The organism is Streptomyces sp. NPDC059852 (assembly GCF_042731455.1).
GTDB lineage: Bacteria > Actinomycetota > Actinomycetes > Streptomycetales > Streptomycetaceae > Streptomyces.
In genome coordinates, this window is record NZ_JBHWJK010000010.1 from 45381 (window position 1) to 68081 (window position 22701).

General features: G+C 73.8%; 22 protein-coding genes. 13 read left to right on the top strand and 9 right to left on the bottom strand.

Annotated features, from left to right (window positions below):
• Position 1: 1 nt before the first annotated feature.
• Positions 2-604, bottom strand: coding sequence for a TetR/AcrR family transcriptional regulator (locus ACFV46_RS15315; RefSeq protein WP_376727671.1), 603 nt, complete (start codon positions 602-604; stop codon positions 2-4).
• Positions 605-815: 211 nt separating this feature from the next.
• Between ACFV46_RS15315 and ACFV46_RS15320 the strand changes: the two genes are divergently transcribed.
• The 6 genes from ACFV46_RS15320 to ACFV46_RS15345 all read left to right on the top strand — a co-directional run bounded on the left by ACFV46_RS15320 (position 816) and on the right by ACFV46_RS15345 (position 6260).
• A complete protein-coding gene (locus ACFV46_RS15320) occupies positions 816-1685 on the top strand; it encodes an alpha/beta hydrolase (RefSeq protein WP_361924168.1) in 870 nt (289 codons plus the stop codon).
• A gap of 137 nt (positions 1686-1822) precedes the next feature.
• On the top strand, positions 1823-3175 hold the full coding sequence (locus ACFV46_RS15325; RefSeq protein WP_385498516.1) for a sensor histidine kinase: 1353 nt from the start codon (positions 1823-1825) through the stop codon (positions 3173-3175).
• Complete coding sequence (locus ACFV46_RS15330; protein WP_062673638.1) at positions 3172-3837, top strand: response regulator transcription factor; 666 nt, start codon at positions 3172-3174, stop codon at positions 3835-3837. Before ACFV46_RS15325 ends, ACFV46_RS15330 begins: the two co-directional genes overlap by 4 nt.
• 28 nt (positions 3838-3865) lie before the next feature.
• Positions 3866-4300, top strand: coding sequence for a VOC family protein (locus tag ACFV46_RS15335; RefSeq protein ID WP_385498517.1), 435 nt, complete (start codon positions 3866-3868; stop codon positions 4298-4300).
• Between the two features lie 55 nt (positions 4301-4355).
• Positions 4356-5576 (top strand): cytochrome P450, encoded by a 1221-nt coding sequence (locus tag ACFV46_RS15340; RefSeq protein WP_385498518.1) that lies wholly within the window; start codon positions 4356-4358, stop codon positions 5574-5576.
• Between the two features lie 87 nt (positions 5577-5663).
• Positions 5664-6260, top strand: coding sequence for a Uma2 family endonuclease (locus ACFV46_RS15345; protein WP_376727676.1), 597 nt, complete (start codon positions 5664-5666; stop codon positions 6258-6260).
• Positions 6261-6265: 5 nt separating this feature from the next.
• Here the strand turns inward: ACFV46_RS15345 and ACFV46_RS15350 are convergent, their stop codons facing one another.
• Both ACFV46_RS15350 and ACFV46_RS15355 read right to left on the bottom strand, forming a co-directional pair.
• Complete coding sequence (locus ACFV46_RS15350; RefSeq protein ID WP_385498520.1) at positions 6266-7864, bottom strand: ABC transporter permease; 1599 nt, start codon at positions 7862-7864, stop codon at positions 6266-6268.
• Positions 7861-8769 carry an ATP-binding cassette domain-containing protein gene (locus tag ACFV46_RS15355; protein WP_385498521.1) on the bottom strand — a complete coding sequence of 303 codons (909 nt, stop codon included), beginning with the start codon at positions 8767-8769 and terminating at the stop codon, positions 7861-7863. The genes ACFV46_RS15350 and ACFV46_RS15355 overlap by 4 nt, the downstream gene beginning before the upstream one ends.
• 115 nt (positions 8770-8884) lie before the next feature.
• Here ACFV46_RS15355 and ACFV46_RS15360 point away from each other — a divergent pair, with 115 nt between their 5' ends.
• Positions 8885-9376 carry a GbsR/MarR family transcriptional regulator gene (locus ACFV46_RS15360; protein ID WP_376727697.1) on the top strand — a complete coding sequence of 164 codons (492 nt, stop codon included), beginning with the start codon at positions 8885-8887 and terminating at the stop codon, positions 9374-9376.
• A 34-nt stretch (positions 9377-9410) separates the two neighbouring features.
• Here the strand turns inward: ACFV46_RS15360 and ACFV46_RS15365 are convergent, their stop codons facing one another.
• Complete coding sequence (locus ACFV46_RS15365; protein ID WP_361924156.1) at positions 9411-10262, bottom strand: diacylglycerol kinase family protein; 852 nt, start codon at positions 10260-10262, stop codon at positions 9411-9413.
• A gap of 186 nt (positions 10263-10448) precedes the next feature.
• On the opposite strand from ACFV46_RS15365, the gene ACFV46_RS15370 reads away from it, so the two are divergent.
• Entirely contained in the window at positions 10449-11732 is a 1284-nt protein-coding gene (locus ACFV46_RS15370; protein ID WP_151785116.1) for an adenylosuccinate synthase, read from the top strand.
• Positions 11733-11790: 58 nt separating this feature from the next.
• Here the strand turns inward: ACFV46_RS15370 and ACFV46_RS15375 are convergent, their stop codons facing one another.
• Together ACFV46_RS15375 and ACFV46_RS15380 are read right to left on the bottom strand one after the other, a co-directional pair.
• Positions 11791-14175 carry an FtsX-like permease family protein gene (locus ACFV46_RS15375; protein ID WP_385498523.1) on the bottom strand — a complete coding sequence of 795 codons (2385 nt, stop codon included), beginning with the start codon at positions 14173-14175 and terminating at the stop codon, positions 11791-11793.
• On the bottom strand, positions 14172-14882 hold the full coding sequence (locus ACFV46_RS15380) for an ABC transporter ATP-binding protein (protein ID WP_361924152.1): 711 nt from the start codon (positions 14880-14882) through the stop codon (positions 14172-14174). Before ACFV46_RS15380 ends, ACFV46_RS15375 begins: the two co-directional genes overlap by 4 nt.
• Before the next feature lie 210 nt (positions 14883-15092).
• Here ACFV46_RS15380 and ACFV46_RS15385 point away from each other — a divergent pair, with 210 nt between their 5' ends.
• The 5 genes from ACFV46_RS15385 to ACFV46_RS15405 all read left to right on the top strand — a co-directional run bounded on the left by ACFV46_RS15385 (position 15093) and on the right by ACFV46_RS15405 (position 18660).
• Positions 15093-16412 carry a histidine kinase gene (locus ACFV46_RS15385; protein WP_361924150.1) on the top strand — a complete coding sequence of 440 codons (1320 nt, stop codon included), beginning with the start codon at positions 15093-15095 and terminating at the stop codon, positions 16410-16412.
• Positions 16409-17116, top strand: coding sequence for a response regulator (locus tag ACFV46_RS15390; RefSeq protein ID WP_385498524.1), 708 nt, complete (start codon positions 16409-16411; stop codon positions 17114-17116). Before ACFV46_RS15385 ends, ACFV46_RS15390 begins: the two co-directional genes overlap by 4 nt.
• 493 nt (positions 17117-17609) lie before the next feature.
• Positions 17610-17858, top strand: coding sequence for a hypothetical protein (locus tag ACFV46_RS15395; protein ID WP_385498526.1), 249 nt, complete (start codon positions 17610-17612; stop codon positions 17856-17858).
• A 95-nt stretch (positions 17859-17953) separates the two neighbouring features.
• On the top strand, positions 17954-18220 hold the full coding sequence (locus ACFV46_RS15400) for a hypothetical protein (protein WP_376727682.1): 267 nt from the start codon (positions 17954-17956) through the stop codon (positions 18218-18220).
• The gene (locus ACFV46_RS15405) at positions 18217-18660 is read left to right on the top strand and encodes a hypothetical protein (protein WP_385498528.1); all 444 of its coding nucleotides are present in this window, start codon (positions 18217-18219) and stop codon (positions 18658-18660) included. The genes ACFV46_RS15400 and ACFV46_RS15405 overlap by 4 nt, the downstream gene beginning before the upstream one ends.
• Before the next feature lie 43 nt (positions 18661-18703).
• Here ACFV46_RS15405 and ACFV46_RS15410 read toward each other — a convergent pair whose 3' ends face one another.
• The 3 genes from ACFV46_RS15410 to ACFV46_RS15420 all read right to left on the bottom strand — a co-directional run bounded on the left by ACFV46_RS15410 (position 18704) and on the right by ACFV46_RS15420 (position 22601).
• Entirely contained in the window at positions 18704-19354 is a 651-nt protein-coding gene (locus tag ACFV46_RS15410) for a hypothetical protein (RefSeq protein WP_062673666.1), read from the bottom strand.
• Between the two features lie 77 nt (positions 19355-19431).
• Positions 19432-21903, bottom strand: coding sequence for a dolichyl-phosphate beta-glucosyltransferase (locus ACFV46_RS15415; protein ID WP_385498529.1), 2472 nt, complete (start codon positions 21901-21903; stop codon positions 19432-19434).
• Complete coding sequence (locus ACFV46_RS15420; RefSeq protein WP_361924139.1) at positions 21900-22601, bottom strand: GntR family transcriptional regulator; 702 nt, start codon at positions 22599-22601, stop codon at positions 21900-21902. Before ACFV46_RS15420 ends, ACFV46_RS15415 begins: the two co-directional genes overlap by 4 nt.
• Positions 22602-22701 lie beyond the last annotated feature (100 nt).

Sequence of the window (22701 nt, forward strand, 5' to 3'; positions counted from 1 at the left end):
TTCAGGCCACGAACACCCCCGCCGCCGCGGCGGCGTGCGCGGCGCGTGCGGCGCGGTCCGCGGCGGGGGCGTCCGGGGCCGTCCCGGTCGTCAGCAGCCCGTAGTAGAGGGGTGCCGACACCGCCCGCACGACCGCGCGCGCGTCGGTGCCGGCGGGGAACTCCCCGCGCCCGACGGCCTGTTCGACGCAGGGCGCCCACTCGGCGACCCGTGCCTCGTAGAACCGGCGCAGGGCCGCCGCCGTGCGGTCGTCGCACGCCGCCGCCGCGATGACCGCGCGGAACAGCGGCCCCTGCCGGGGGTCGGACAGGGTGCGCCGCACCAGCGTGGCGTTGGCCCGCAGGTCGCCCAGCGCTGTTCCGGTCTCCTCACGCGGCGAGGACTCCTCGGCCATCTCCGCGAGCAGGTCCGTGACCAGTCCGGTCGCCGAGCCCCAGCGCCGGTACACGGTCGTCCTGCCGACCTCCGCCCGGCGGGCGACGTCCGCGAGGTCGAGGTCGTGGAACCCGTGTTCCGCCAGCACGTCCCCGGTGGCCCGCAGCACGGCCGCGCGGACACGGGCGGTACGCCCTCCGGGACGGACGGTGCCGGGTTCGGCGGACATTTCGGCCTCCTTGGTGCACACGGTGGGCGCGGTGCGTCCCGCGCGGCCAGCGTAACGGCACCACGGGACCGTTTGATCCTCACCGTGCGTGACAGGCGTGTGTTCGCGCACGTCATCCGCCTGATACCGTCCCCGCCAACGGCCGAGGTGTCCCCCTGGTCCGTCACCCCCGCTTCCGTCCAAATCCGTTTCATCGCTGAGAGGTTGGAGCATGCCGGACGACGTCGCCGCTGCCCGGGACGCCGCCGAGGAGGAGTCGGCCTTCTCGCACCCGCCCGTCGAACCCGACGCCACCGCCTCCTACGGCGCCCACCCCGACCAGGTCGTCGACTTCTACGCGCCGCGCGGCACCGACGTGCCCGCCGGACCGGCACCCCTGGTCGTCCTGCTGCACGGCGGTGCCTGGCGGGCCGCCTACGACCGGCGGCACCTCACCCCGTTCGCGGGCTTCCTGGCCCGGCGCGGCTTCGCCGTGGCGAACGTGGAGTACCGGCGCGGCGCCGAAGGGTCCGACACGGACGCCGGGCGCTGGCCGGACACCTTCGACGACGTCGCCGCCGCCCTGGACGCGCTGCCCGCGCTGGCCCGGGAGGCGCTGCCGCAGGCCGACGCGCGCCGGATGGTGCTCGCCGGGCACTCCGCCGGCGGGCACCTGGCGCTGTGGGCGGCCGCCCGGCACGTCCTGCCCGCCGGCTCCGGCTGGCGCACCGACGGGCCCCCGCCGCTGCGCGGAGTCGTGGCGCTCGCGCCGATCGCCGACCTCTCCGTCGCCGACAAGCTGGACGTGTGCGGCGGCGCCGTACGCCAGTTCCTCGGCAGCGGACCGGAGTACGCCGAGCGGCAGCCGTACGCCGATCCGGCGCTGCTGCTGCCCACCGGCATCGCGACCACGCTGGTCCAGGGCCGTACCGACATCGTGGTCCCGCAGGCCGTCGCCGAGGCGTACGCGGACGCGGCGGCGAAGGCGGGCGAGGTGGCCGGGCTGACCCTGCTGGAGGACGTCGGCCACTTCCCGCTGATCGACCCCTCCGCGGACGCCTGCGCGGTCGTCGCCGAGGAGATCGCCCAGCTGGCGTGGTGAGCGGGCGGGCCGTGGCCCACCGCCCCGGCCGCACCCCCCGCGACCTGCGGTGCTCCCCGTAGTACCTGAGATGTACGCAGGAGAACCCGCCTCCATGGGGACGACCGGGCCCCCGCCCTGCGCCTACGGTGCTGTACGTGACCGAGACGACCCAGATGCCGCCCCCGCCGCCGGGCGACGCGGGCAAGCAGCGCAGCCCGGAGTACCGGCTGGCCCGCAACTCGCTGCAGGGACTGCGCGACGACCTGTTCCGCGACCCGTTCGCCTACCGCCCGCTGCCGCCCTGGCGTACCGACGGCCCGTTCCTGCGCCGGCTGCCCGCCCGGGCGCGTACCGCCGCCGAACGCCTCCCGCACGCCGTGGTCGCCGGGATCGCGCTGTTCACCCTGCTGATCGGCACCCTGTCCGGCAGCGAGCCCGGCGGGGACGGCAGGGCCCTGCTGACCGGTCTGCTGTGCGCGCTGCCCGTCGTCACCACGCTGACCCGGCCCGTCGGCGCCTTCTGGCTGTCCCTCGCGATCACACCGGTGACCGCGGCCCTCAACGGCGGCGGGTCGGACTGGCCGTGGATGCCCGGCGCGTTCCTCTGCCACCTCACGGTGCTGGTCGTGGTGGCGCTGCGCACCCGTCCCCGCACCGCCGTCTGGATGTGGGTCGTCACCGCCGTGTACGTCGTCCTCTCGGACGGCGTCATCGGAGGGTCGTACTACTACTCCAACGGCGCCCCGATGCTGGTGACGTCCGCGTTCGCCCTGCTCGTGGTGTCCCTGCGGCACGTCCGTCAGGCCGCGCAGCAGGAGGTGACCGCCCAGCAGACGGTCACCGCGCAGGAGCGGTCCCGGCGCACCCTGCTGGAGGAGCGCACCACCATCGCCCGCGAACTGCACGACGTGGTCGCCCACCACATGTCGGTCGTCGCCATCCAGGCCGAGGCCGCGCCCTACCGGGTGGAGAACCCGCCCGAGGAGCTGGAGCGCGCCTTCGCCACCATCCGGGAGAACGCGGTCGCCGCCCTCACCGAGCTGCGCCGCATCCTCGGTGTGGTCCGCGCCGAGGACTACGAGGCGCCGGACGCCCCGCAGCCCACCCTCGCCGACCTGGACGCCCTCCTCGCCAATGTGCGGGAGGCCGGGCTCGACGTGCGCAAGACGGTGACCGGCGCGGTCCGCGACCTGCCGCCCGGCGTGGAGCTGTCCGCGTACCGGATCGTGCAGGAGGCGCTCAGCAACAGCCTGCGGCACGCGCCCGGCGCGAGCGCCCAGGTCGAGGTCGGCTACGTTCTCGGCGGGCTCGGCCTGCGCATAGTCAACGGCCCGCCGCCCGCGTCGGCCCTGGTGAAACCGTCGCCGGGCGCCGGGCACGGCATCACCGGCATGCGGGAGCGGGTCTCCATGCTCAACGGGCGGATGACGGCCGCCGCGACGGACGACGGCGGCTACGAGGTGGCGGTGTTCCTGCCCGTCGAGGCGGCCGCGGAGGACAGCGCATGACCATCCGGGTACTGATCGCCGACGACCAGATGATGGTCCGTGAGGGCTTCTCGGTCCTGCTGAACGCGATGCCGGACATCGAGGTCGTCGGGGAGGCCGTCAACGGCCGCGAGGCGGTGGAGCGGGTCCGTGAGCTGGCCCCGGACGTGGTGCTGATGGACATCCGCATGCCCGAGCTGAACGGCATCGAGGCGACCCGCGAGATCGTCGCCGCCGACGGGGCGGCGAAGGTGCTGGTGCTGACCACGTTCGACCTCGACGAGTACGTGTACCAGGCGCTGCGGGCCGGGGCGTCGGGCTTCCTGCTGAAGGACGCCTCCGCGCGCCAGCTCGCGGACGGGGTGCGGGTCGTGGCCGCCGGGGAGGCGCTGCTCGCCCCGTCGGTCACCCGGCGGCTGATCACCGAGTTCTCCAAGCTGTCCGACGCCCCGCGCGCGATGTCGTCCGCGCACGCGGCGTACGGGGAGTTGACCGAGCGGGAGACGGAGGTGCTGGTGCTGATCGCGCAGGGCCTGTCGAACTCCGAGATCGCCGAGCGGCTCGTGGTCGCCGAGTCCACGATCAAGACCCACGTCAGCCGCATCCTGGTCAAGCTCGGGCTGCGCGACCGGACGCAGGCGGCGGTGTTCGCGTACGAGGCCCGGCTGGTCACACCCGGCTAGCGGACCCTCGCGGGGCTACGGTGACCCCATGGAGCAGCGCATCACCCTGATCACGCTGGGAGTATCCGACCTCGCCCGCGCGAAGTCCTTCTACGCGGCGCTGGGCTGGCGGGGGCAGGAGGTCGAGGAGACCGTCTTCTTCCAGGCGGGCGGCCTCGGGCTGGTGCTGTGGAGCCGGGAGAAGCTGGCCCGGGACTGCGGCCTCGAGCCGGGGCGGCCCGGCGTCTTCGGCGGCGTCGTCCTCGCGCACAACGTCCGCTCGCGGGCGGAGGTCGACGCCCTGCTCGCGGCCGTGCCGGAGGCGGGCGGGACGGTCACCAAGCCGGCGGCCGTCAACGTCGTCGGCTTCTACTCCGGGGCCTTCACCGACCCCGACGGGCACCCGTGGGAGGTCGCGCACAACCCGTCCTTCCCGCTGGCCGACGACGGCACGGTCACGCTCCCGGACTTCGGCGCCGCGTAGAGGGCACCCCCTGGAACCCTGGTCAGAAGGGGGGACGGCGGTCTACCGTCCGTCCATGGCAGCTCCTTCCGACCTCGGCTTCGACCCCTGGGACCCGGCGTTCCTCGCCGACCCGTACCCCGCCTACGCCGAACTGCGCGCCCGGGGCCGGGTGCACTGGTTCGAGCCCACGAACCAGTGGCTGGTGCCGCACCACGCCGACGTCTCCGCGCTGCTGCGCGACCGCCGGCTCGGGCGGACGTACCTGCACCGGTTCACCCACGAGGAGTTCGGGCGCAGCGCGCCGCCGCCGGAGCACGAGCCGTTCCACACGCTCAACGACCACGGCATGCTCGATCTGGAGCCGCCGGACCACACCCGTATCCGGCGCCTGGTGTCGAAGGCGTTCACCCCGCGCACGGTGGAGCGGCTGCGGCCGTACGTGCGCGACCTCGCGGGCGAGCTGGTGGCCGGGCTGGTCGAGCGGGGCGGCGGCGATCTGCTGAAGGAGGTCGCCGAGCCGCTGCCGGTCGCCGTGATCGCGGAGATGCTCGGCATCCCGGAGGCCGACCGCGGGCCACTGCGCCCCTGGTCGGCGGACATCTGCGGGATGTACGAGCTGAACCCGTCCGAGGAGACGGCGGCGAAGGCGGTCCGCGCGTCGGTGGAGTTCTCCGACTACCTGCGGGAGCTGATCGCGGCCCGCCGCAAGGAGCCGGGCGACGACCTGATCTCCGGGCTGATCGCGGCGCACGACGAGGACGACCGGCTCACCGAGCAGGAGATGATCTCGACGGCCGTCCTGCTGCTCAACGCCGGGCACGAGGCCACGGTGAACGCCACCGTCAACGGCTGGTGGGCGCTGTTCCGCAACCCCGGCCAGCTCGCGGCGCTGCGCGCCGACCACACGCTGATCCCGTCCGCGATCGAGGAGCTGATGCGCTACGACACCCCGCTCCAGCTCTTCGAGCGCTGGGTGCTGGACGACATCGAGATCGACGGCACCACGATCCCGCGCGGCGCGGAGATCGCCATGCTCTTCGGCTCCGCCAACCACGACCCGGCCGTCTTCGCCGACCCGGAGCGCCTGGACCTGACTCGCGCGGAGAACCCGCACATCTCCTTCAGCGCGGGCATCCACTACTGCATCGGGGCCCCGCTGGCCCGTATCGAACTGGCGGCCTCGATGACGGCCCTCCTGGAACAGGCCCCGGACCTGCGCCCGTCCGCGGACCCCGAGCGCAAGCCGAACTTCGTGATCCGGGGGCTGGAGGGCCTGCGGGTCGAGGTGGGCTGATCACCCGATGGACTGATGCTCATGTGAACGGCCCGCGTCGCGGCCGCGTGCTCGGCACGCTGGTGCCCGCCTGCGAAGGGAGGCACCATGACGGTTATGGCAGAGCGTGCGTCGTCTCAGTTGTCGGTGGACATGTTCGAGCGGATCGCCGAGTTCGCCGAGCGTGAGGACGAGACCGTCAGGTTCGAGTTCATCGACGGACGGATCGGGCTCAGGAAGTTGACTAACGGACGACACGGCGAGATCGCCATGTGGTTGGCGTTCCACTGCAAGCAGGCACGCCCCGACCTCAACCTCAATGTGACGGGACAGGGGCTGAAGGTCGCGGCCTACCGTGAGGGCCGCGCCAGGCCCGACGCGGTGCTGGCGCCCGTCGGGCACTTCAACGCGCAGGGCACCTGGGCCGAACCCGAGGGTGTCCTCATGGCGGTCGAGATCACGTCCTACGACTCGGACACCCACAGGCGCGATCGTGTGGAGAAGCCTCAGGCGTACGCCGAGGCGGGCATCCCGGTCTACCTGCTGATCGACCGTGACGCCTCATCGATCCTGGTCCACAGTGCTCCGGACGGTTCGGACGGCTACCGGGACATTCACGTGGTCAAGTTCGGCGGCAAGGTCACACTCCCGGACCCCGTCGGCATCGACATCGACACCGCCGAGCTCAAGGACGTCGTCGACTGACCCTCTCACCCCGCCACATCCCGCCCCCGCAACCCCGCCAGCCCCGCCGCCGTGAGTGCCGTCGCCAGGGCGAGGAGGGTGACGACCGGGGGCCACTCCATCGTTCCGCCCGGGAGCTTGGGGAGGTGGCCGTAGGGAGAGAGGTCCAGGACCGTCCGCGGTACGTCCAGGGCGGGGCCGACCCAGCCGATCAGGAGGACCGCGCCGGCGATGCCCCACGCCGCCGTCGCCGCCCGGGGCAGCACCCCGTACAGCAGCACCGCCAGGGCGCCGACCAGCCAGATCGCGGGAAGCTGGACGAGGCAGCCCGCGAGGAGGGGGCCGATGTCGCGGCCGTGGCCGGCGGCGAGGCCCAGGCCCGCGAGGAACATGATCAGGGCCGAGCCGGCGAAGGCGATCAGCAGATGCCCGGCGGCCCAGCGCACCCGGCCCACCGCGTTCGCCAGCACGGGCTCCGCGCGCGCCGAGGTCTCCTCGCCGTGCAGGCGCAGGACCGCGCCGACCACGAACAGGGCGGCGACCAGCCCGAGCATCCCGGTCATCGAAGCCAGGAACGCGTCCGTCAGGCCCGACCGGCCGCCCATGCGCTCGAAGACCGCGCGGGCGCCGGCGTTGTCGCCGACCAGGTCGGCCACCCCGTCGGCCAGTCCGCCGTACACGACCCCGGCCAGGAAGAACCCGATGCCCCAGCCGAGGAGGGAGCCGCGCTGGAGCCGCCAGGCCAGCGCCGCCGGTGTGCCGAGCCGGCCCGTCGCGGGGCCGGGCCGGGCGGGCCAGAAGCTCATGCCGACGTCCCGGCGCCCGGTGAGCGCGTACGCCACCGCCGCCTGGGCGCAGACCGCCACCGCGCACAGCCACAGCACCCACCAGCGCTCCCCGGCGAACGCGCGCAGGTTCTCCAGCCAGCCCAGCGGGGACACCCAGGTCAGGGCCGAGGAACCGTCGTCCGACGCGGCGTCGCCCGCCGCGCGCAGCACGAACGCGGCGCCCAGCAGCCCGGCCGTCAGCCCTCGCGCGAGCCGCGCGCTCTGCGTGAACTGGGCGACGATCGCCGCCAGGGTCGCGAAGACCATGCCGGTCCCGGCGAGCCCCAGCCCGAAGGCGAGCGCGCCCGCGACGCCGAGGCCGGCCAGTCCGGCCGTGACGAGCAGGGCCAGGGCGGCGTTCGCGACGGCCGCCGCCAGCAGTGCGGCGGTCAGCGCCGCCCGGCGCCCCACCATCCCGGCGGCGACCAGCTCCTGACGTCCGCTCTCCTCCTCGTCCCGGGTGTGCCGGACGACCACGAGCAGGCTCATGACGGCGGCGAGCACCCCCGCGTAGACGCCGACCCGCCAGGCCGTCAGGGCGCCGGTGGAGTCGTCGAAGACGGGGCCGACCAGCGCCCGGAAGGACGGGTTCGCGGCGGTGCCGCGCAGCAGGTCGGCCCGCTCGGCGGGGGTGCCGTACAGGTTCTCCAGGGTGCCCGGCATGGAGAGGACCATCAGGGCGTTCACCGCCACCCACACCGGGATCAGCACCCGGTCGCGGCGCAGGGCGAGACGCAGCAGCACACCGGTGCCGGCGAGGGGACGCGAGCCGGCGGACGCGAGCGCGACGGCGGTCATCGGGCGGCCCCCTCGCGCACGGCGCCTGCCTGGTAGTGCCGCAGGAACAGCTCCTCCAGGGTGGGCGGCGCCGACGTCAGCGACCGTACGCCGGACGCGCCGAGCGAGCGCAGGACGGCGTCGAGTCCGCCGGGGTCGACCTGGAGGCTGACCCGGTGGCCCCGTACGTCCAGGTTGTGCACGCCGGGCAGGTGCGCCAGCCCGTCGGGGGGGCCCGCCAGTTCGGCCGTCACGGTGGTCCGGGTCAGATGGCGCAGGTCGGCCAGCGAACCGCTCTCGACCGTGCGGCCGTTGCGGATGATGCTGACCCGGTCGCACAGCTGCTCCACCTCGCCGAGGATGTGGGAGGACAGCAGGACCGTGCGCCCGCGGTCGCGTTCCTCCTCGACGCAGCGCCGGAAGACCTCCTCCATCAGCGGGTCGAGGCCGGAGGTCGGCTCGTCGAGGATGAGCAGGTCGACGTCGGAGGCGAAGGCGGCGACCAGGGCGACCTTCTGCCGGTTGCCCTTGGAGTAGGTGCGGCCCTTCTTCGTCGGGTCCAGCTCGAAGCGCTCGATCAGCTCCGCGCGGCGGCGTGTGTCGAGGCCGCCGCGCAGTCTGCCGTACAGGTCGATGACCTCGCCGCCGGAGAGGTTGCGCCACAGGGTCACGTCGCCGGGGACATAGGCGATACGGCGGTGCGCCTCGACCGCGTCCTTCCAGGGGTCGCGGCCCAGCACCTGGGCGGCACCGGAGTCGGCGCGCAGCAGGCCGAGCAGGACGCGGATGGTCGTGGACTTCCCGGAGCCGTTCGGGCCGAGGAAGCCGTGCACCTCGCCGGTCTCGACCTCGAGGTCGAGACCGGCGAGCGCGTGCGTGCGGCCGAACGACTTGTGCAGCCCGGACACGGTGATGGCCTTCGTCATGCCTCAGAAGCTACGCTGTCTTCAGAAATTTGTGAAGGTAAGGAAGGAAGTGAACGGCGGATACACTCGGGGAAGGCGCGTGAGCAGGCCGGACGCAGGGAGTGATCGACAGGTGATGGAGCCGACCGAGGCGGAACGCGACCCCCAGGCGGTGTCGGACTTCGTGGAGGCCTTCGCCGCGCAGCTGGTCGAGGCCGGGATGCAGCGGATGGCCGCCCGGGTGTTCGCCGCGCTGCTCGCGTCCGACGCGGGCGCCCTGACCTCCGCGGAACTCGGCGCACGGCTGCAGGTCAGCCCGGCCGCCGTCTCCGGCGCCGTGCGCTACCTCTCCCAGGTGCACATGGTCTCCCGCGAGCGCGAGCCCGGCTCACGGCGCGAGCGCTATCGGGTCCACTCCGACCAGTGGTACGAGGCGCTGACCAATCGCGACGCCGTGCTGCGGCGCTGGGAGGGCACCCTGCGCGAGGGCGTCGACAGCCTCGGCGCGGACACGCCCGGCGGTCAGCGGCTCGCCGAGACGCTCGCCTTCTTCGAGTACCTGGAAGGGGAGCTCGCCGCCCTCATGGAGCGGTGGCGCGAGCACCGGGTGAAGACCTTCGGCCACTGAACGGGCCCGGTGCCCGTGGTTCAGTGCCCGTGGTTCAGTGCCCCGGCAGGACCAGGCGCAGCGCACCCTCGCCGACCGTCCAGGTGCGGCGGCGGACCGGGCCCGACACCGAGGCGTCCGCGCGGTAGCGGAAGTGCGCGCCCGACACGGTGACCGTACGGCCCTCGGCCCGCAGCGGCACCGCGGCCGCGCCCACCGACACGCGGTGCACCTCCACCGCCGCGACCCCCGAGGCGCCCGGCGTCACCGACACCGCGTCCACCGGCTCGTCCAGGTCGATCAGCGTGTCGCCGTCGACCTCGATCCGCAGCCGGGACGGCCCCGCGGAGTCCGCCGCCGGGGTGCCGCGCGCCGGCACCAGCGTCCGTACGAGGGACTGGCAGGTGCGCAGCCACGGCCGCGGGCCCAGTGCGGTGGCCCCCGCCGGGACCGCCGGATCGCGCACCGGCGGTATCCGCAGCCCGCCCAGGACCACGCCGTCACTGTCGTCGACCAGCAGGTCCAGCCGCCGCTCCGCGCCGTCCAGCGCCGCGCGGGCCGCCGCCACCGCGCCCAGCGGCACCCCGAGGGACGCGGCCAGCGACAGCGCGCCGCCGACCGGCACCACCGACAGCACGCATTCGGCCAGCTGCCGCTGCCGGTGCAGCAGGGACACCGCGCGCAGCAACGCGCCGTCGTCACCGATCACGACCGGCCGGCGCGCACCGCGTCGCACCAGCGCCCGGGCGAACTCGTCACCGTCCTCCGGCAGGCACACCTTCGTGGTCGCACCCGCGCTGAGCACGTCTTTCGCGATCCGCACGGACTCCCCGTCCGTCCTGCGGGCAACCGGATCTATCACCACCAGCAGCTGATCGGACCTCGCGAAAGTCGCCACCTCGGCCATGCCTCGCTTCCTCGGGTAGCATCTTTGTGCAAGAGCCCCTTGCGCTATTGCGCCAGGGGCTTCGTCTATTCCGGGGCATCCGGTCCGACGGTTTGCGGCCAACGAAGGTCGCCGGTGTACCACCCGCACACGTGCGGCGTACACCCCTGACCTTGGACATGCCCCGCCCGGAAGGGGTGTACGCGCGTGCCCGCACTTGTGCTGCTCGGTGCTCAGTGGGGTGACGAAGGCAAGGGAAAGGCGACGGACCTGCTAGGCGGATCCGTCGACTACGTGGTGCGCTACCAGGGCGGCAACAACGCCGGCCACACGGTAGTCGTGGGTGATCAGAAGTACGCCCTCCACCTGCTCCCTTCCGGAATCCTGTCCCCGGGGTGCACCCCGGTCATCGGCAACGGAGTCGTCGTCGACCCGTCGGTCCTGCTCTCCGAGCTGAGCGGTCTGAACGAGCGTGGCGTCGACACGTCCAAGCTCCTGATCAGCGGCAACGCCCACATCATCACGCCCTACAACGTCACCGTCGACAAGGTGACGGAACGCTTCCTCGGCAAGCGGAAGATCGGCACCACCGGGCGCGGCATCGGCCCGACCTACGCGGACAAGATCAACCGCGTCGGCATCCGCGTCCAGGACCTGTACGACGAGTCGATCCTGACCCAGAAGGTCGAGGCGGCGCTCGACGTCAAGAACCAGATCCTCACCAAGCTCTACAACCGGCGCGCGATCGCCGTCGACCAGGTCGTCGAGGAGCTGCTGGGCTACGCCGAGAAGCTGCGGCCGTTCGTCGCCGACACCGTCCTGGTGCTCAACCAGGCGCTGGAGGACGACAAGGTCGTCCTGTTCGAGGGCGGCCAGGGCACCCTGCTGGACATCGACCACGGCACGTACCCCTTCGTGACGTCCAGCAACCCGACCGCGGGCGGCGCCTGCACCGGCGCGGGCGTGGGCCCGACGAAGATCAGCCGGGTCATCGGCATCCTCAAGGCGTACACGACCCGTGTCGGCGCCGGCCCGTTCCCGACCGAGCTGTTCGACGAGGACGGCGAGGCGCTGCGCCGCATCGGCGGCGAGCGGGGCGTCACCACCGGCCGTGACCGCCGCTGCGGCTGGTTCGACGCGGTGATCGCCCGCTACGCGACCCGCGTCAACGGCCTGACCGACTTCTTCCTGACCAAGCTGGACGTCCTGACCGGCTGGGAGCAGATCCCGGTCTGCGTCGCCTACGAGATCGACGGCCGCCGGGTGGAGGAACTGCCGTACTCCCAGTCGGACTTCCACCACGCGAAGCCGGTCTACGAGATGCTGCCCGGCTGGTCCGAGGACATCTCGAAGGCGAAGACGTTCTCCGACCTGCCGAAGAACGCCCAGGCGTACGTCAAGGCGCTGGAGGAGATGTCCGGCGCCCCGATCTCCGCGATCGGCGTGGGCCCGGGCCGGGACGAGACGATCGAGGTCAACTCGTTCCTGTAGGAGCACCCGTGCGAGGGCCCGGCCGGGACTCCGGCCGGGCCCTCGTGCGTCCGGACGCTCACTCGGTGCGCAGTGCCCCGGCCGCGTCCGTCCCGGCGGCCCGGACCGCCGGGAGCAGGGCGCCCGCGACCGCGATCGCCATACTGCCCAGCAGAAGCAGGGTCAGCACCGGTGTGGTGTGGACGTCGAGATACGCGCCGGGCAGGTCCATCCCTACCGCGTCGCCCATCAGCGGCGTCACCCGGTGGTGCAGGGCGATGCCGAGCGGGATCCCGGCCGCCGCGGCGACCACACCGACGCCGGCGACCGACGTGAGCACCATGCCGACGACCTGACGCGGTGTCATGCCCAGGGACTTGTGGACGCCGAGCTCGTGGACGCGGTCGCGGGTGTCGAGGACGACCGTGCTGAACACCCCCAGCCCCGCGACCGTGACCAGCAGCAGGGTGAGCGTGCCGATCAGCGCGTCCATGGCCGCGATGACGTCGGAGGAGCCGTCCCCGCCGGGGTGGGCGGACGCGCCGAGGCCGTCCAGGGCCTTGTTCAGGGAGGCCAGGTAGGCGTCCTCGGAGGTTCCGGGGTCCGGCTGGACGTAGAAGCCGGTCGGCTCGGCGTCCACGCCCAGGGCCGTCAGGGTGCCGGCCGGGGTCAGCACGGTCATGCCGTCGTTCTCGGTGAAGAACGCCTCGCCGACGATCCGGACGGTGGTGCGGCGACCGTCCGCCGTCAGGGTCAGGCGGTCGCCGAGCCCGATCCCGGCGGCGTCGAGGAAGCGCCGCGTGACCACCGCCTGGCCGGGCCCGGTCAGCCAGGTGCCCGCGACCAGGTCCGGAGCGGCCCAGGACGCGTCGCCCTCGTATCCGGTCACGAGGGTCCGGCCGGTGACGCCGACCGCGCCCACCTCCGCCCGCGCGGTGCCGTAGAAGCGGCGGGTCCCCTCCTGGGCGCGCAGGACGGCGGCGACCTCGGCCGGGTCGGCGGCCGGCCTCTCCGGCTGACCGGGACCGCGGACGACGTGGGCGCCGGGCGGCCCCTGCCCGCCCCCGGTGCCCACGACGACGGGGGCGGTGGAGTCGAGCGTCCGGTGGGACTGCACGGCGCCGAGGGTCAGCGCCAGCCCGGCCGCGAAGGTGACCGTGACGGCGCCGACGGCCACCGCGGCGGCCGTCGTCAGTGAGCGGGCCGGGCGGGCGAACGGGTGCGCGAGGCCCAGCCCGACCGGGCGCGGCAACGGCAGCCGCCCGGTGAGCCGCCGGGCCGCCCGCCCCCGTACGGTGGCCGCCGCCCGCCCCACGGAGATGGCCTCCACCGTGCGCAGCCGGCCGGCGCGCAGTGCGGGCAGGAGGGCGGAGACCGCCACCAGCGCGAGGGCGGCGGCGGGCGCCGCCACATCGACCCACCAGGGCACCGACGCGGGCGCGCCGCCGTACACGTCGTCGATGTCGCCGAGCACCGGCCACGCCAGCACATTGCCGAGCGCCACCCCCAGCGCGCAGCCGAGCGCGGCCGGGACCAGCGCCTGGGCGACGTACGCCCGGACCACCTGGGCTGGGGTGAAGCCGAGGGACTTGAGGACGCCGATACGCCGGGTGGCGGCGCCCACCGCGCCGCTGACGACGATGCCGACGATCAGCACCGACAGGGCCAGACCGAGCACCCCGAAAGCGGCCACGAAGGGCACGAACGCCAGCGCGTTGGCGAGCTGTTCCTGCCGGACGACGAGGTGGGACCGCGTCCCGGTCAGGGCGCCCGGCGGCACGGCGCCGGCGATCGCGGCGCGCGCGGCGGACATCCGCGCCTCCGTACCGGCGTGCCGGAAGCGGTACAGCATCTCGTACGTGACGGCGCCCGACGCCGGTGCGAGAGCCGCGGCCTGGGCGGGGGTCACCCAGGCGTCCGCGGTGCCGGTGACCGACCGGGCGAGGCCGACCACGGTCAGCGTCGGGCCGCCCGCCGCGCCGGGGAGGGCCAGCCGGGCTCCCGGCCGCAGCGGCCACTCGTCCCCGGCCAGCACGATCTCGCCGGGCCCGCCGACCCAGCGGCCCGCGGTCAACCGCAGCCGGTCGACCGGGCCCCCGGGGTCCGCGCGTCCGGTCACGCTCAGCGCGGGCAGGGTGAGACCGGCGGGCAGCGCCTCGGACGCCGAGACCGTGCGCGGACGCAGCCGCAGGGTACGGAACGGTCCGGCCGCGGCCGTCACCCCCGGCACCCGTGCCGTGCCCGCGAGATCCCGCCCGGTGACCTCGCCGCCGTCGAACTGCGCGGCCAGATGGGCGCCGCGCCGCTCGGCCATCGCCTGCTCGAAGGGGGCGCCGGACGCGGTGAGCACCCCGGCGGCCACGACCGACGCGGTGACCGCGACGAGCGTGGTCAGCACCAGCACCACGGTCTGCGTCCGCCGCCGCCCGACGCCCGCTCGCACCACCTTGCCCAGGGCGCTCACCGGGCCACCGCCGGACGGACGTCCTGGGAGTCCCGGACGATCCGGCCGTCGACCAGCTCGATCGTCCGGGTCGCGCAGGACGCGGCGAGCCCCAGATCGTGGGTGACCAGCACGATCGTCTGCCCGTCCGCGTTGAGCGCGGCCAGCAGCTCCCGTACGTCGTCGCCGGACGCGGTGTCCAGCGCGCCGGTCGGCTCGTCGGCCAGCAGCAGCGGCGGACGGTTCATCAGGGCGCGGGCCACCGCGACGCGTTGCCGCTCCCCGCCGGACAGCCGGCCGGGGTGGGCGTCCGCGTGCCGCTCGACACCGAGGTGGGCCAGCAGCTCCGCGGCACGCAGCCGGGCCTCGGCACGCGGCACACCGGCGAGCTGGGCGGGCAGCAGGACGTTGTCGGCGACCGTGAGGTCCTCCAGCAGATTGAAGAACTGGAAGACCATGCCGATCCGCGCCCTGCGGTACCGCGCCGACGCGGCCTCGCCGAGCCGGTCCACCCGCAGCCCGTCGACGGTGACGCTTCCGCCGCTCGGCCGGTCCAGGCCCGCGATCAGGTTGAGCAGCGTCGACTTGCCGCTGCCCGACGGCCCGAGGACGGCCAGCGCCTCCCCGGCCCGCACGCTCAGGCTCACTCCGGCCAGCGCCGGCGGTCCCTCCCCGTACGTCCTGCTCACGTCGCGGATGTCGATCAGAGGCGGCGCGGTCGTGGTCATGGGCTCTCCCCGGCTGGTGCGATCGGTCCGGCGTGACGGTAGGCGCGGGGCCGCGTCGGGCGCGTCGCCCGCGACGGCGAGAGCGGCTGCCGTACCGGGGTGACACGGCGGGGACGTCATCCCTGAGAGGTACGAGGAGGATGTACGGCCCTCGCGGCGGTCCCCGGCGGGAGGGATGTGCGGGCGCCGTGCCCTTGCCAGACTGGCGGCATGAGCGGGGTGGCCGGGGCAGCCGGGATGTTCGGACGGGCGGGCGCGGGGCGCTGGAGGGCCGCCGGCACGGCCCTGCCACGGCCGTCGCGGTGGATGTGGACCGCCGACGCGGTCCTCGCCCTCGTCCTGGCGGTGTGCACGGTCAGCGCCGCACTGGAACAGGACGCCGCCGTGCAGGTGCCGCGGCTCGGCACGGGGGAGCCGGCCGTCCCGCCGCCCTTCGGGCCGCCGGACGGCCTCGCGGTCCCCTCGCCCGACCCCGGGGAACTGCTCCTCGCCGCGCTGACCGCGCTTCCCCTGATCGCGCGCCGCCGTTGTCCGCTGGCCGCGTTCTGGGCCGTGCTCGGGGCGACCCTGGTGTTCGGCCAGCGCACCGGCGCGACGGACGCCACCGTGTACACCTTCCTGTCGTGCGTGGTCGCCGCGTACAGCGCCGCCGTGCACAGTCCGCGCCGCGTCCCGGCGCTGGCCGGTGTCGTGCTCGGCGCGGCGCTGATGGCGGTGTTCCACGAGGAGTACTTCCCGTACTTCACCCAGAGTTTCGTGCCGTTCCTGGTGCTGCTCGGGGTGGGACTCGGGGCGAACGCGATCCACATCTGGCAGCAGCGCGTCCGGGACCTCCAGGAACAGCAGGAGACCGCCACCCGCCTCGCGGTCGAACGTGAACGCGCCCGGATCGCGCGGGAGTTGCACGACGTCGTCACCCACAATGTGAGCGTGATGGTGATCCAGGCCGGAGCGGCCCGCAAGGTGATGGACGCCGCGCCGCACCGCGCCCGTGAGGCGCTGCTGGCCGTCGAGGCGGGCGGGCGCACCGCGATGGCCGAACTGCGCCATGTGATGGGCCTGCTGACGATGGACGGCGACGCCGGCGCGGACCCGGCCGCCGACCCGGGCCTCGCCCCGCAGCCGGGCCTCGACCAGCTGGACGTGCTCGTGGACCGCGTCCGCGCGACCGGTGTCCCCGTCGAGCTGACCGTCACCGGTACCCCGGCGCCGTTGGCCGCCGGCCCCGGTCTGGCCGTGTACCGCGTGGTGCAGGAGGCGCTGACGAACGTCGTCAAACACGCCGCCGGGGCGCGGGTGAGGGTGTTCGTCGGCCACACACCCGAGGCCGTGCGGGTGGAGGTGTCCGACACCGGGGGCACGGCAGCGGCCCCGGCCGGTCCCGGGGGCGGCCGGGGTCTGATCGGTCTGCGCGAGCGGCTCGCCGTCTACGGCGGCACGCTGGAGGCGGGCCCACGTCCGACGGGAGGCTTCCAAGTGCGTGCGGTCCTGCCCGTACGAGAGGAACGGCCGGCCGAGGGGGTGTCGTGACCGGCGCCCCGCGTGTGGTGATCGCCGACGACCAGGCCCTGGTCCGCACCGGATTCGGCATGATCCTCACCGCCGACGGCATCGACGTGGTGGCCGAGGCGGCGGACGGCGAGGAGGCGGTCGCGGCGGTCGAGCGCACCCGCCCCCACCTCGTCCTCATGGACATCCGGATGCCGGGCCTCGACGGCCTGGAGGCCACCCGCCGCATCCTCTCCGGCGCGATCCCCGACCCGCCCCGCGTCCTGATCCTCACCACCTACGACCTCGACCGGTACGTCTACGCCGCCCTCACCGCGGGCGCCAGCGGCTTCCTCCTCAAGGACGTCACCCCCGAACACCTCGTGGCCGCCGTCCGGCTGGCCAGCACCGGCGACGGGCTGCTCGCCCCGGCCATCACCCGCCGCCTGGTCGAACGCTTCGTCACGCAGGACACGGCGACCGCCGCGCTCCACCGCGACCTGGCGGTCCTCACCCCGCGCGAACGGCAGGTCCTGCAGTGTCTGGGCACGGGCCTCAGCAACGCCGAACTCGCCGACCGGTTCGCCCTGAGCGAGGCCACGGTGAAGACCCATGTCGCCCGCATCCTGTCCAAACTCCGGCTGCGGGACCGCGCGCAGGCGGTGGTGGTGGCCTACGAGACGGGGCTGGTCACACCGGGCGGGGACACGAGAGGAACGGTCGGCGGCCTTCACTCGCAGGAGTGAAGAACATCAACTTCCGCCTGGGAAAAGACGGTTTCGGCTTGCGAACGTAGCTCTGCGTGGCCTTAGAGTCACGCCAACAGGAACGCCCCCGCGGTGCGCCAACACCCGGGGGCTCGACACCAGGAGCTAGCACCTCCCAATGCGTGGTCATCGTACGACGCCTGCGCGCGTCATTTCAGGTCTCTCCGCCGCTCTGCCGCACGATCGCGGCGTCTTCTGGTGCGCGGTGGGCGTACTGACGTACTTGCCCGGCCTCCCGGCCGGCGCCCGTGTCCTGCTCCGGGTGCTCGCCGAGGTGTGGGCCGACGGACGGTCGCGGATCGCCGCGGCTCTGCGTGAGCTGGACGAACTCCGGTGTCGGCGGCATGGGGTGGCCGAGGGGGAGGGGCCGGCCCAACTCCCTGTGGTTCTCGCGATGTTCGAGGCTTCGTGCGACGTCGCGCCACGAACGGGTGAAACCGAAAAAGTTCCGCGCCGGCGGGTGTCGCCGAGCGTGGGGACCGCCGCGGCGGCCCGTCTGCTGCTCGCCTTCGGGGACTACGCCCCGTGCTTCAGGCTCTCCGGTGCCGAGGCGGTGCGGCTCGCGCCGCTCGTGCAGGAGTGGTGGCGGCGGGGGGCGACCGACGCCGAGGTGCGCAGGGCGGTGACGTGGGGGGCGCCCGAGCGGGTGCCGTCGGCGTACGGCCACATCGAGGCGCGGTTGCGGGGCGGTTCCCGCGTGCGCTCACGCCGACCGGCCTGACCTGCGGCCGGCGGTTCTTCGAGAGAAATGGAGTGCGTTCGATGACTGTCGTACCGGAGCGGCCCGAGGTGGTATACCGCCGGTATACTCTCCTTATGGCTGACACCACGATCAAGGTCGATCCCGCTGTCCGCGACCGGCTTCAGGAGCTGGCGCGGGAGCGCGGGATGAGTATGCGGGACTTCGTGGCGGAGCTGGCCGGGGCCACTCCCACACGGGAAGAGCTGCGGAAGCGGTACGAGGAGACCAGGGCCTACGTCGAGGAGCACTTCCTGGGAAGGCCGTACACCGAGGAGGACGAGCGGGCCGGCGAGAAGCTGTGGGCCGACCTCGAAGCCGGACGCCTCGGAGAGGTCCAGTGACGGACGAGAAGCGGTACCCGTTGCCGCGCGCCGTCATCTTCGACGACACGGCCGCGCTCGCCCTCGGTGCGGGGAACAGCATGGCCTCGCGGCTGGTCGTCGAGGCGGAGAAGAACCCGGCCCTGCGGGTCTACATCCCGGCACTGAGCCTCGCAGCCGCCGAACGTGAACGGGCCGGAGTCGCCGAGCACCTGGGTGCCCTGCCGTCGGTCCACGTCGAGGCGCTCGACTTCTCGGCGGCGGCGGCCGTGGGCAAGCGTCTGCGGACGGCCGGTGCCGGGGACGAGAGCAAGGACGAACCGGACTGGAGCGGCGCGCAGGTGCTCCACCTCGCCCTGCCCACGGTCGAGTGGCCGCGCGGACGTCCTGTCCTGACCAGGACGCCGACCCGCTACCGGGGTACGGGCATCCGCACGATCCGTATCGTCGAGCCGCAATGACGGACGCGAAGAGGGGGGCCGAGCGCCCCCTCTTCGGAACCCGTCAGCTGAAGACGATCATCGAGCCCTGCGCCAGGCTCCGGGTCGCCGCCGCGTGCAGGCCCAGCCACACGTGCCGCTCGCGGGCGAAGGGGCTCGGGTCGTACGGCGCCGGGACCGCCGGTTCCTCCAGGGCCGTCGGCGCGAGCGGGGGCTGCGGGGCCGCGGGCGGGTTGGCCGGGTCGATGCCGATGACCTGCGCCACCGCCTCCAGTTCCCGGAGCAGCGCCTGCGAGGAGCCCAGCGGGCCGCCGCCCGCGAGGAGGTCGTCGTCGGCGAGCGGGTGCGGGAAGTCGACGGGGACGTAGGCGCCCGCGTGGTCGTAGTGCCAGACCAGATGGGACTGCTGGGCCGTCGACTCGAACATCTCCAGCAACTGCTCGTAGTCACCGCCGAGTTCGTCGACCGGCGTCACGGGCAGCCCGCACACCTGGAGCAGATGGGCCCGGCGCAGGAAGTGCAGCGCGTCGTAGTCGAAACCGGCGACCGGGGCGACGTCGCCGGACAGGCCCGGCATGTACTGGTACACCGGCACCGGCGGAAGCCCGGCCTCGGCGAGCACCTTGTTGTATTGCGCGAGTTCCTCGGCGAACGGGTTGTCGGGGGTGTGGCACAACACGTCGACGAGCGGTACCAGCCACAGGTCACAGGCCAAAAGGGGCTCCTCACACAACGGTCGCACGATGTGGCAAAGGCGTAGCACGGTGGTCAGGGAAGGATAATCAGTACCGCTCACGGGCGTCCCGGTCCGTGCAGGTCCCATACCCATACTCCGTCGACCCACCTGCCGGGCGAGCCCACGAGTTGGCGGAGGGTCTCCCGCAGCGCGTCGGCGTGCGGCTGCGGGGCGAGGACCAGTACTCCCGCCCGCCAGTAGGACAGGTCCGCCCGGGCCTGGTCGCGCCAGGAGTCCTCGACCGGCGGCACGACGCCCGAGGCGCGGACGTCCCGCAGCAGGTTGGACGTGAAGCGGGGCTCGGCGCCGTAGATGCCGACGCGCTCCTCGCCGTAGGGGCCGTTGAAGTAGCCGCCGGGCAGCCGGAAGCCGAGTCCGGCCTCTGTCTGCCAGTGCAGGGCCTCCGCGTCGCCGGGGTCCGGCAGCGGCACCGGCACCAGGGACTCCCCGTCGCGGACGTACTCCTTCCAGGTGCCCTCCGCGATGAACGCCGGCACCTCGGCGCGGTCGACGGCCCGCAGCGGGGCGGGGATCAGGGGGAGGAGGGCCAGCGCCACGGCGGCCAGGCCCGCCCAGCGGGCGCGCGGCGGGGCGGAGAGCAGGCGTTCCACGGCCAGGGCCAGCAGCATCCCGAGGACGGGTGCGCAGATCAGTGCGACGCGGCTCTCGATGACCGCTTCAAACACCGGGGCGTCGGCGAGGAGCCGCCACGGGCCGGGCAGGGTGAGGTCCGTCAGCGGGACGCGGAACTCCCGGCCCAGGGAGAGGAACGCGGCGGCCACCGCCGTGCACGCCAGGGACCGCACCAGCGGGCGCCTCCCCATCAGGACGAGGATCGCGAAGGCGAGCAGGACCAGCGGCCAGCCGTAGAAGGCGTTCTGCTCGGTGGTGTTGAAGGACAGCGCGTCCGCCCGCTCCGCGTCGCCCGCGAGCCAGGACCGCTCGGCGAAGGAGAGCAGGGCGAGCGGGCTGTTGAAGGTCCGGGGGTTGTGCTCGATGCCGGTGTACGACTGCGGCCCGTGGAACTGCCAGATCAGCGGGTACACCACGAGCGGCAGGCAGACCGACGCGCCGATCAGCAGGCCGCGCAGCAGCGGGCGCCAGGACGCACGGGCCACGTCGGGGCGTACGGCGGCGTGGGCGGCGGCGAAGAGCAGCATGCCCAGGGCCGCCAGCAGCAACGGCTCCTCGCCCAGCAGGACCTGGTACGCCGCCATCAGGCCGAGGACGACACCGTCGCGGACCACGCGGGTGCCCGCGCACAGGCGCAGGGCGCGTTCGATGAGCAGCGGGATCATGAACAGCACCACGAAGTTGGGGTGCGCGTGGGCGTGGCTGACCATCGGCGGGGCGAACGCCGCGAGGGACGCGCCGGTGAAGGCCGCGACCCGGCTGTGCACGAGACGCCGGACCAGGAGCCGGTACCAGGCGGCTGCGGTCGCGGCGAGACCCACCGCCATGACGAGACTGAGGGTGACCGCGGGACCGGCGGTGAGGGTGAGGGGTGTCAGCGGGACGGACAGGCCCAGCATGACCGTGTTGGCCATCAGGTTCACGCCGTCCGGGAAGCCCTGGAGGTCGGTGAAGAGCGGGTTGCGCAGATGGGCGACGTTGTCGGCGGTGACCGCGAAGAACCACTCCCACTGGTTCTGGTCGCGCATCGAGTCCGGCAGATAGCGGTGGGCCGGGTCGAAGAGGCGGCCCGCGTACAGGGCCATGGACATCAGGCAGAAGAGGAGGACGGCGAAGACGTCGGCGGGACGCAGGGAGCGTGCCGCGATCCGGAGGACCTCGGCGAGGACACGCGGGTAGTCCAGGGCGCGGACCTTGGAGCCGGGCCGGTGGGACCAGCGCACGGGCACCTCGGCGACGCTCAGCCCGGACTGCCGCAGATGCCGCAGCACCTCGACGTCGATGCCCCAGCCGTCCACGCGGGAGGCCGCGTAGGCGGCGCGGGCCCGGTCGCCGTCGAACAGCTTGAAACCGCACTGGGTGTCCCGGATGCCGGGCAGCGCGGTCCGGCGTATGAGCGCGTTGCCGGCCCGGCCGAGGAGTTCGCGCAGCCGGTGCTGGCGGGCGCCGATCGTGGCGCCGGGGAGCGCCCGGGAGCCGATGGCCGCGGCGTGGCCCGCGCCGAGGGCGTCGTCCAGCGCGGCCAACTCCGTGATGGGGGTGGCGAGATCGGCGTCCGTGACCAGGACCCGGCGGCCCCGGGAGGCGGCCACCCCGAGGCGCAGGGCGTGGCCCTTGCCGCGGTTGCGGGCGCCCGGGACGAGCCGGACGCGGGGGTCCTCGCGGGCGGTGACGAGGTCGGCGGTGCCGTCGGTGGAGCCGTCGTCCACGACGACGATCTCCCAGCCGTCCCACGGGGAGCCGGGGGCGTCGAGGTGCGCGGTGACCGTGTCCAGGGTGTGGGCGAGCCGGTCCCGTTCGTTGTAGGCGGGGACGACGACGGACAGGGCGGGCGCGCCGGAGCCGGGCCGCCGGTCGTCGGTGGACGCTTCCGGCAGGCCCCGCTCATGGCTCATCCGGCCGCCAGCCGCTCGATGAGGGCGAGCGCGTCCTGGTCGTGGGCGGCGATGACGGCGCGGGCCGTGACCAGGTCCCGGTGGGCCAGGGCGTCGGTCAGCTCGATGTGACGGGCCCACAGATGCCCGCGCAGATCGTGCAGCCGGCGCAGATGCTGCACCGTGCAGACCCAGGCCTGCACCCGCAGCCGGTGCAGGAAGTCGGCGAGGTAGGGGTTGCCGAACAGGGCGCCCAGTTCCCGCCAGAAGCGCAGGTCGTAGCCGACGAGGACGGTGAGGTCGCCGGCGGTGGCGGCGCGCTGCGCCTCCTCGGCGCGGCGGCGCACTCCCGCGACGGCGGCGGCGACACGCGGGTCGTCGGGGTCGCGGCGGCCCGTCATGTCGCGGCCCAGGACCTGGAACATGCCCTCGATGACCAGGCCGCGGGCCTCGACGATGGCGCGGTGGTCGTCGACGGAGTACTCGTGCACCCGGAAACCACGGTGCTGGTCGGCCTCCAGCAGGCCCTGCGCGGAGAGGTCCACCAGGGCCTCGCGGACGGGGGTGGCGGAGACGCCGTACTGCTCGGCGATCTCCTTCACGGTGAACTCCCGTCCCGCCTGCAGCCGGCCGGCCAGCACCTCGTCCCGCAGGGCGTCCGCGAGCTGCTGCCGCAGGGTGCTCCGCGTCACGGAGCCGGTGCCGCCGATCCCGGCCATGGTCAGGGCGTCTCCCGTCGTCGCGATGAGGTGGCGTGCACGTGTCCGAGTGCACGTACATGTCTACGAGCACGCCACCTTACGCGTTCGGCGTCCGCGG

Coding starts and splice junctions, on each gene's coding strand:
- ACFV46_RS15345 (WP_376727676.1), top strand. CDS start 5,664: ATGACGGTTATGGCAGAGCGTGCGTCGTCTCAGTTGTCGGTGGACATG.
- ACFV46_RS15420 (WP_361924139.1), bottom strand. CDS start 22,601: ATGGCCGGGATCGGCGGCACCGGCTCCGTGACGCGGAGCACCCTGCGG.
- ACFV46_RS15415 (WP_385498529.1), bottom strand. CDS start 21,903: ATGAGCCATGAGCGGGGCCTGCCGGAAGCGTCCACCGACGACCGGCGG.
- ACFV46_RS15320 (WP_361924168.1), top strand. CDS start 816: ATGCCGGACGACGTCGCCGCTGCCCGGGACGCCGCCGAGGAGGAGTCG.
- ACFV46_RS15330 (WP_062673638.1), top strand. CDS start 3,172: ATGACCATCCGGGTACTGATCGCCGACGACCAGATGATGGTCCGTGAG.
- ACFV46_RS15400 (WP_376727682.1), top strand. CDS start 17,954: ATGGCTGACACCACGATCAAGGTCGATCCCGCTGTCCGCGACCGGCTT.
- ACFV46_RS15315 (WP_376727671.1), bottom strand. CDS start 604: ATGTCCGCCGAACCCGGCACCGTCCGTCCCGGAGGGCGTACCGCCCGT.
- ACFV46_RS15350 (WP_385498520.1), bottom strand. CDS start 7,864: ATGACCGCCGTCGCGCTCGCGTCCGCCGGCTCGCGTCCCCTCGCCGGC.
- ACFV46_RS15355 (WP_385498521.1), bottom strand. CDS start 8,769: ATGACGAAGGCCATCACCGTGTCCGGGCTGCACAAGTCGTTCGGCCGC.
- ACFV46_RS15365 (WP_361924156.1), bottom strand. CDS start 10,262: ATGGCCGAGGTGGCGACTTTCGCGAGGTCCGATCAGCTGCTGGTGGTG.
- ACFV46_RS15340 (WP_385498518.1), top strand. CDS start 4,356: ATGGCAGCTCCTTCCGACCTCGGCTTCGACCCCTGGGACCCGGCGTTC.
- ACFV46_RS15380 (WP_361924152.1), bottom strand. CDS start 14,882: ATGACCACGACCGCGCCGCCTCTGATCGACATCCGCGACGTGAGCAGG.
- ACFV46_RS15360 (WP_376727697.1), top strand. CDS start 8,885: ATGGAGCCGACCGAGGCGGAACGCGACCCCCAGGCGGTGTCGGACTTC.
- ACFV46_RS15335 (WP_385498517.1), top strand. CDS start 3,866: ATGGAGCAGCGCATCACCCTGATCACGCTGGGAGTATCCGACCTCGCC.
- ACFV46_RS15385 (WP_361924150.1), top strand. CDS start 15,093: ATGAGCGGGGTGGCCGGGGCAGCCGGGATGTTCGGACGGGCGGGCGCG.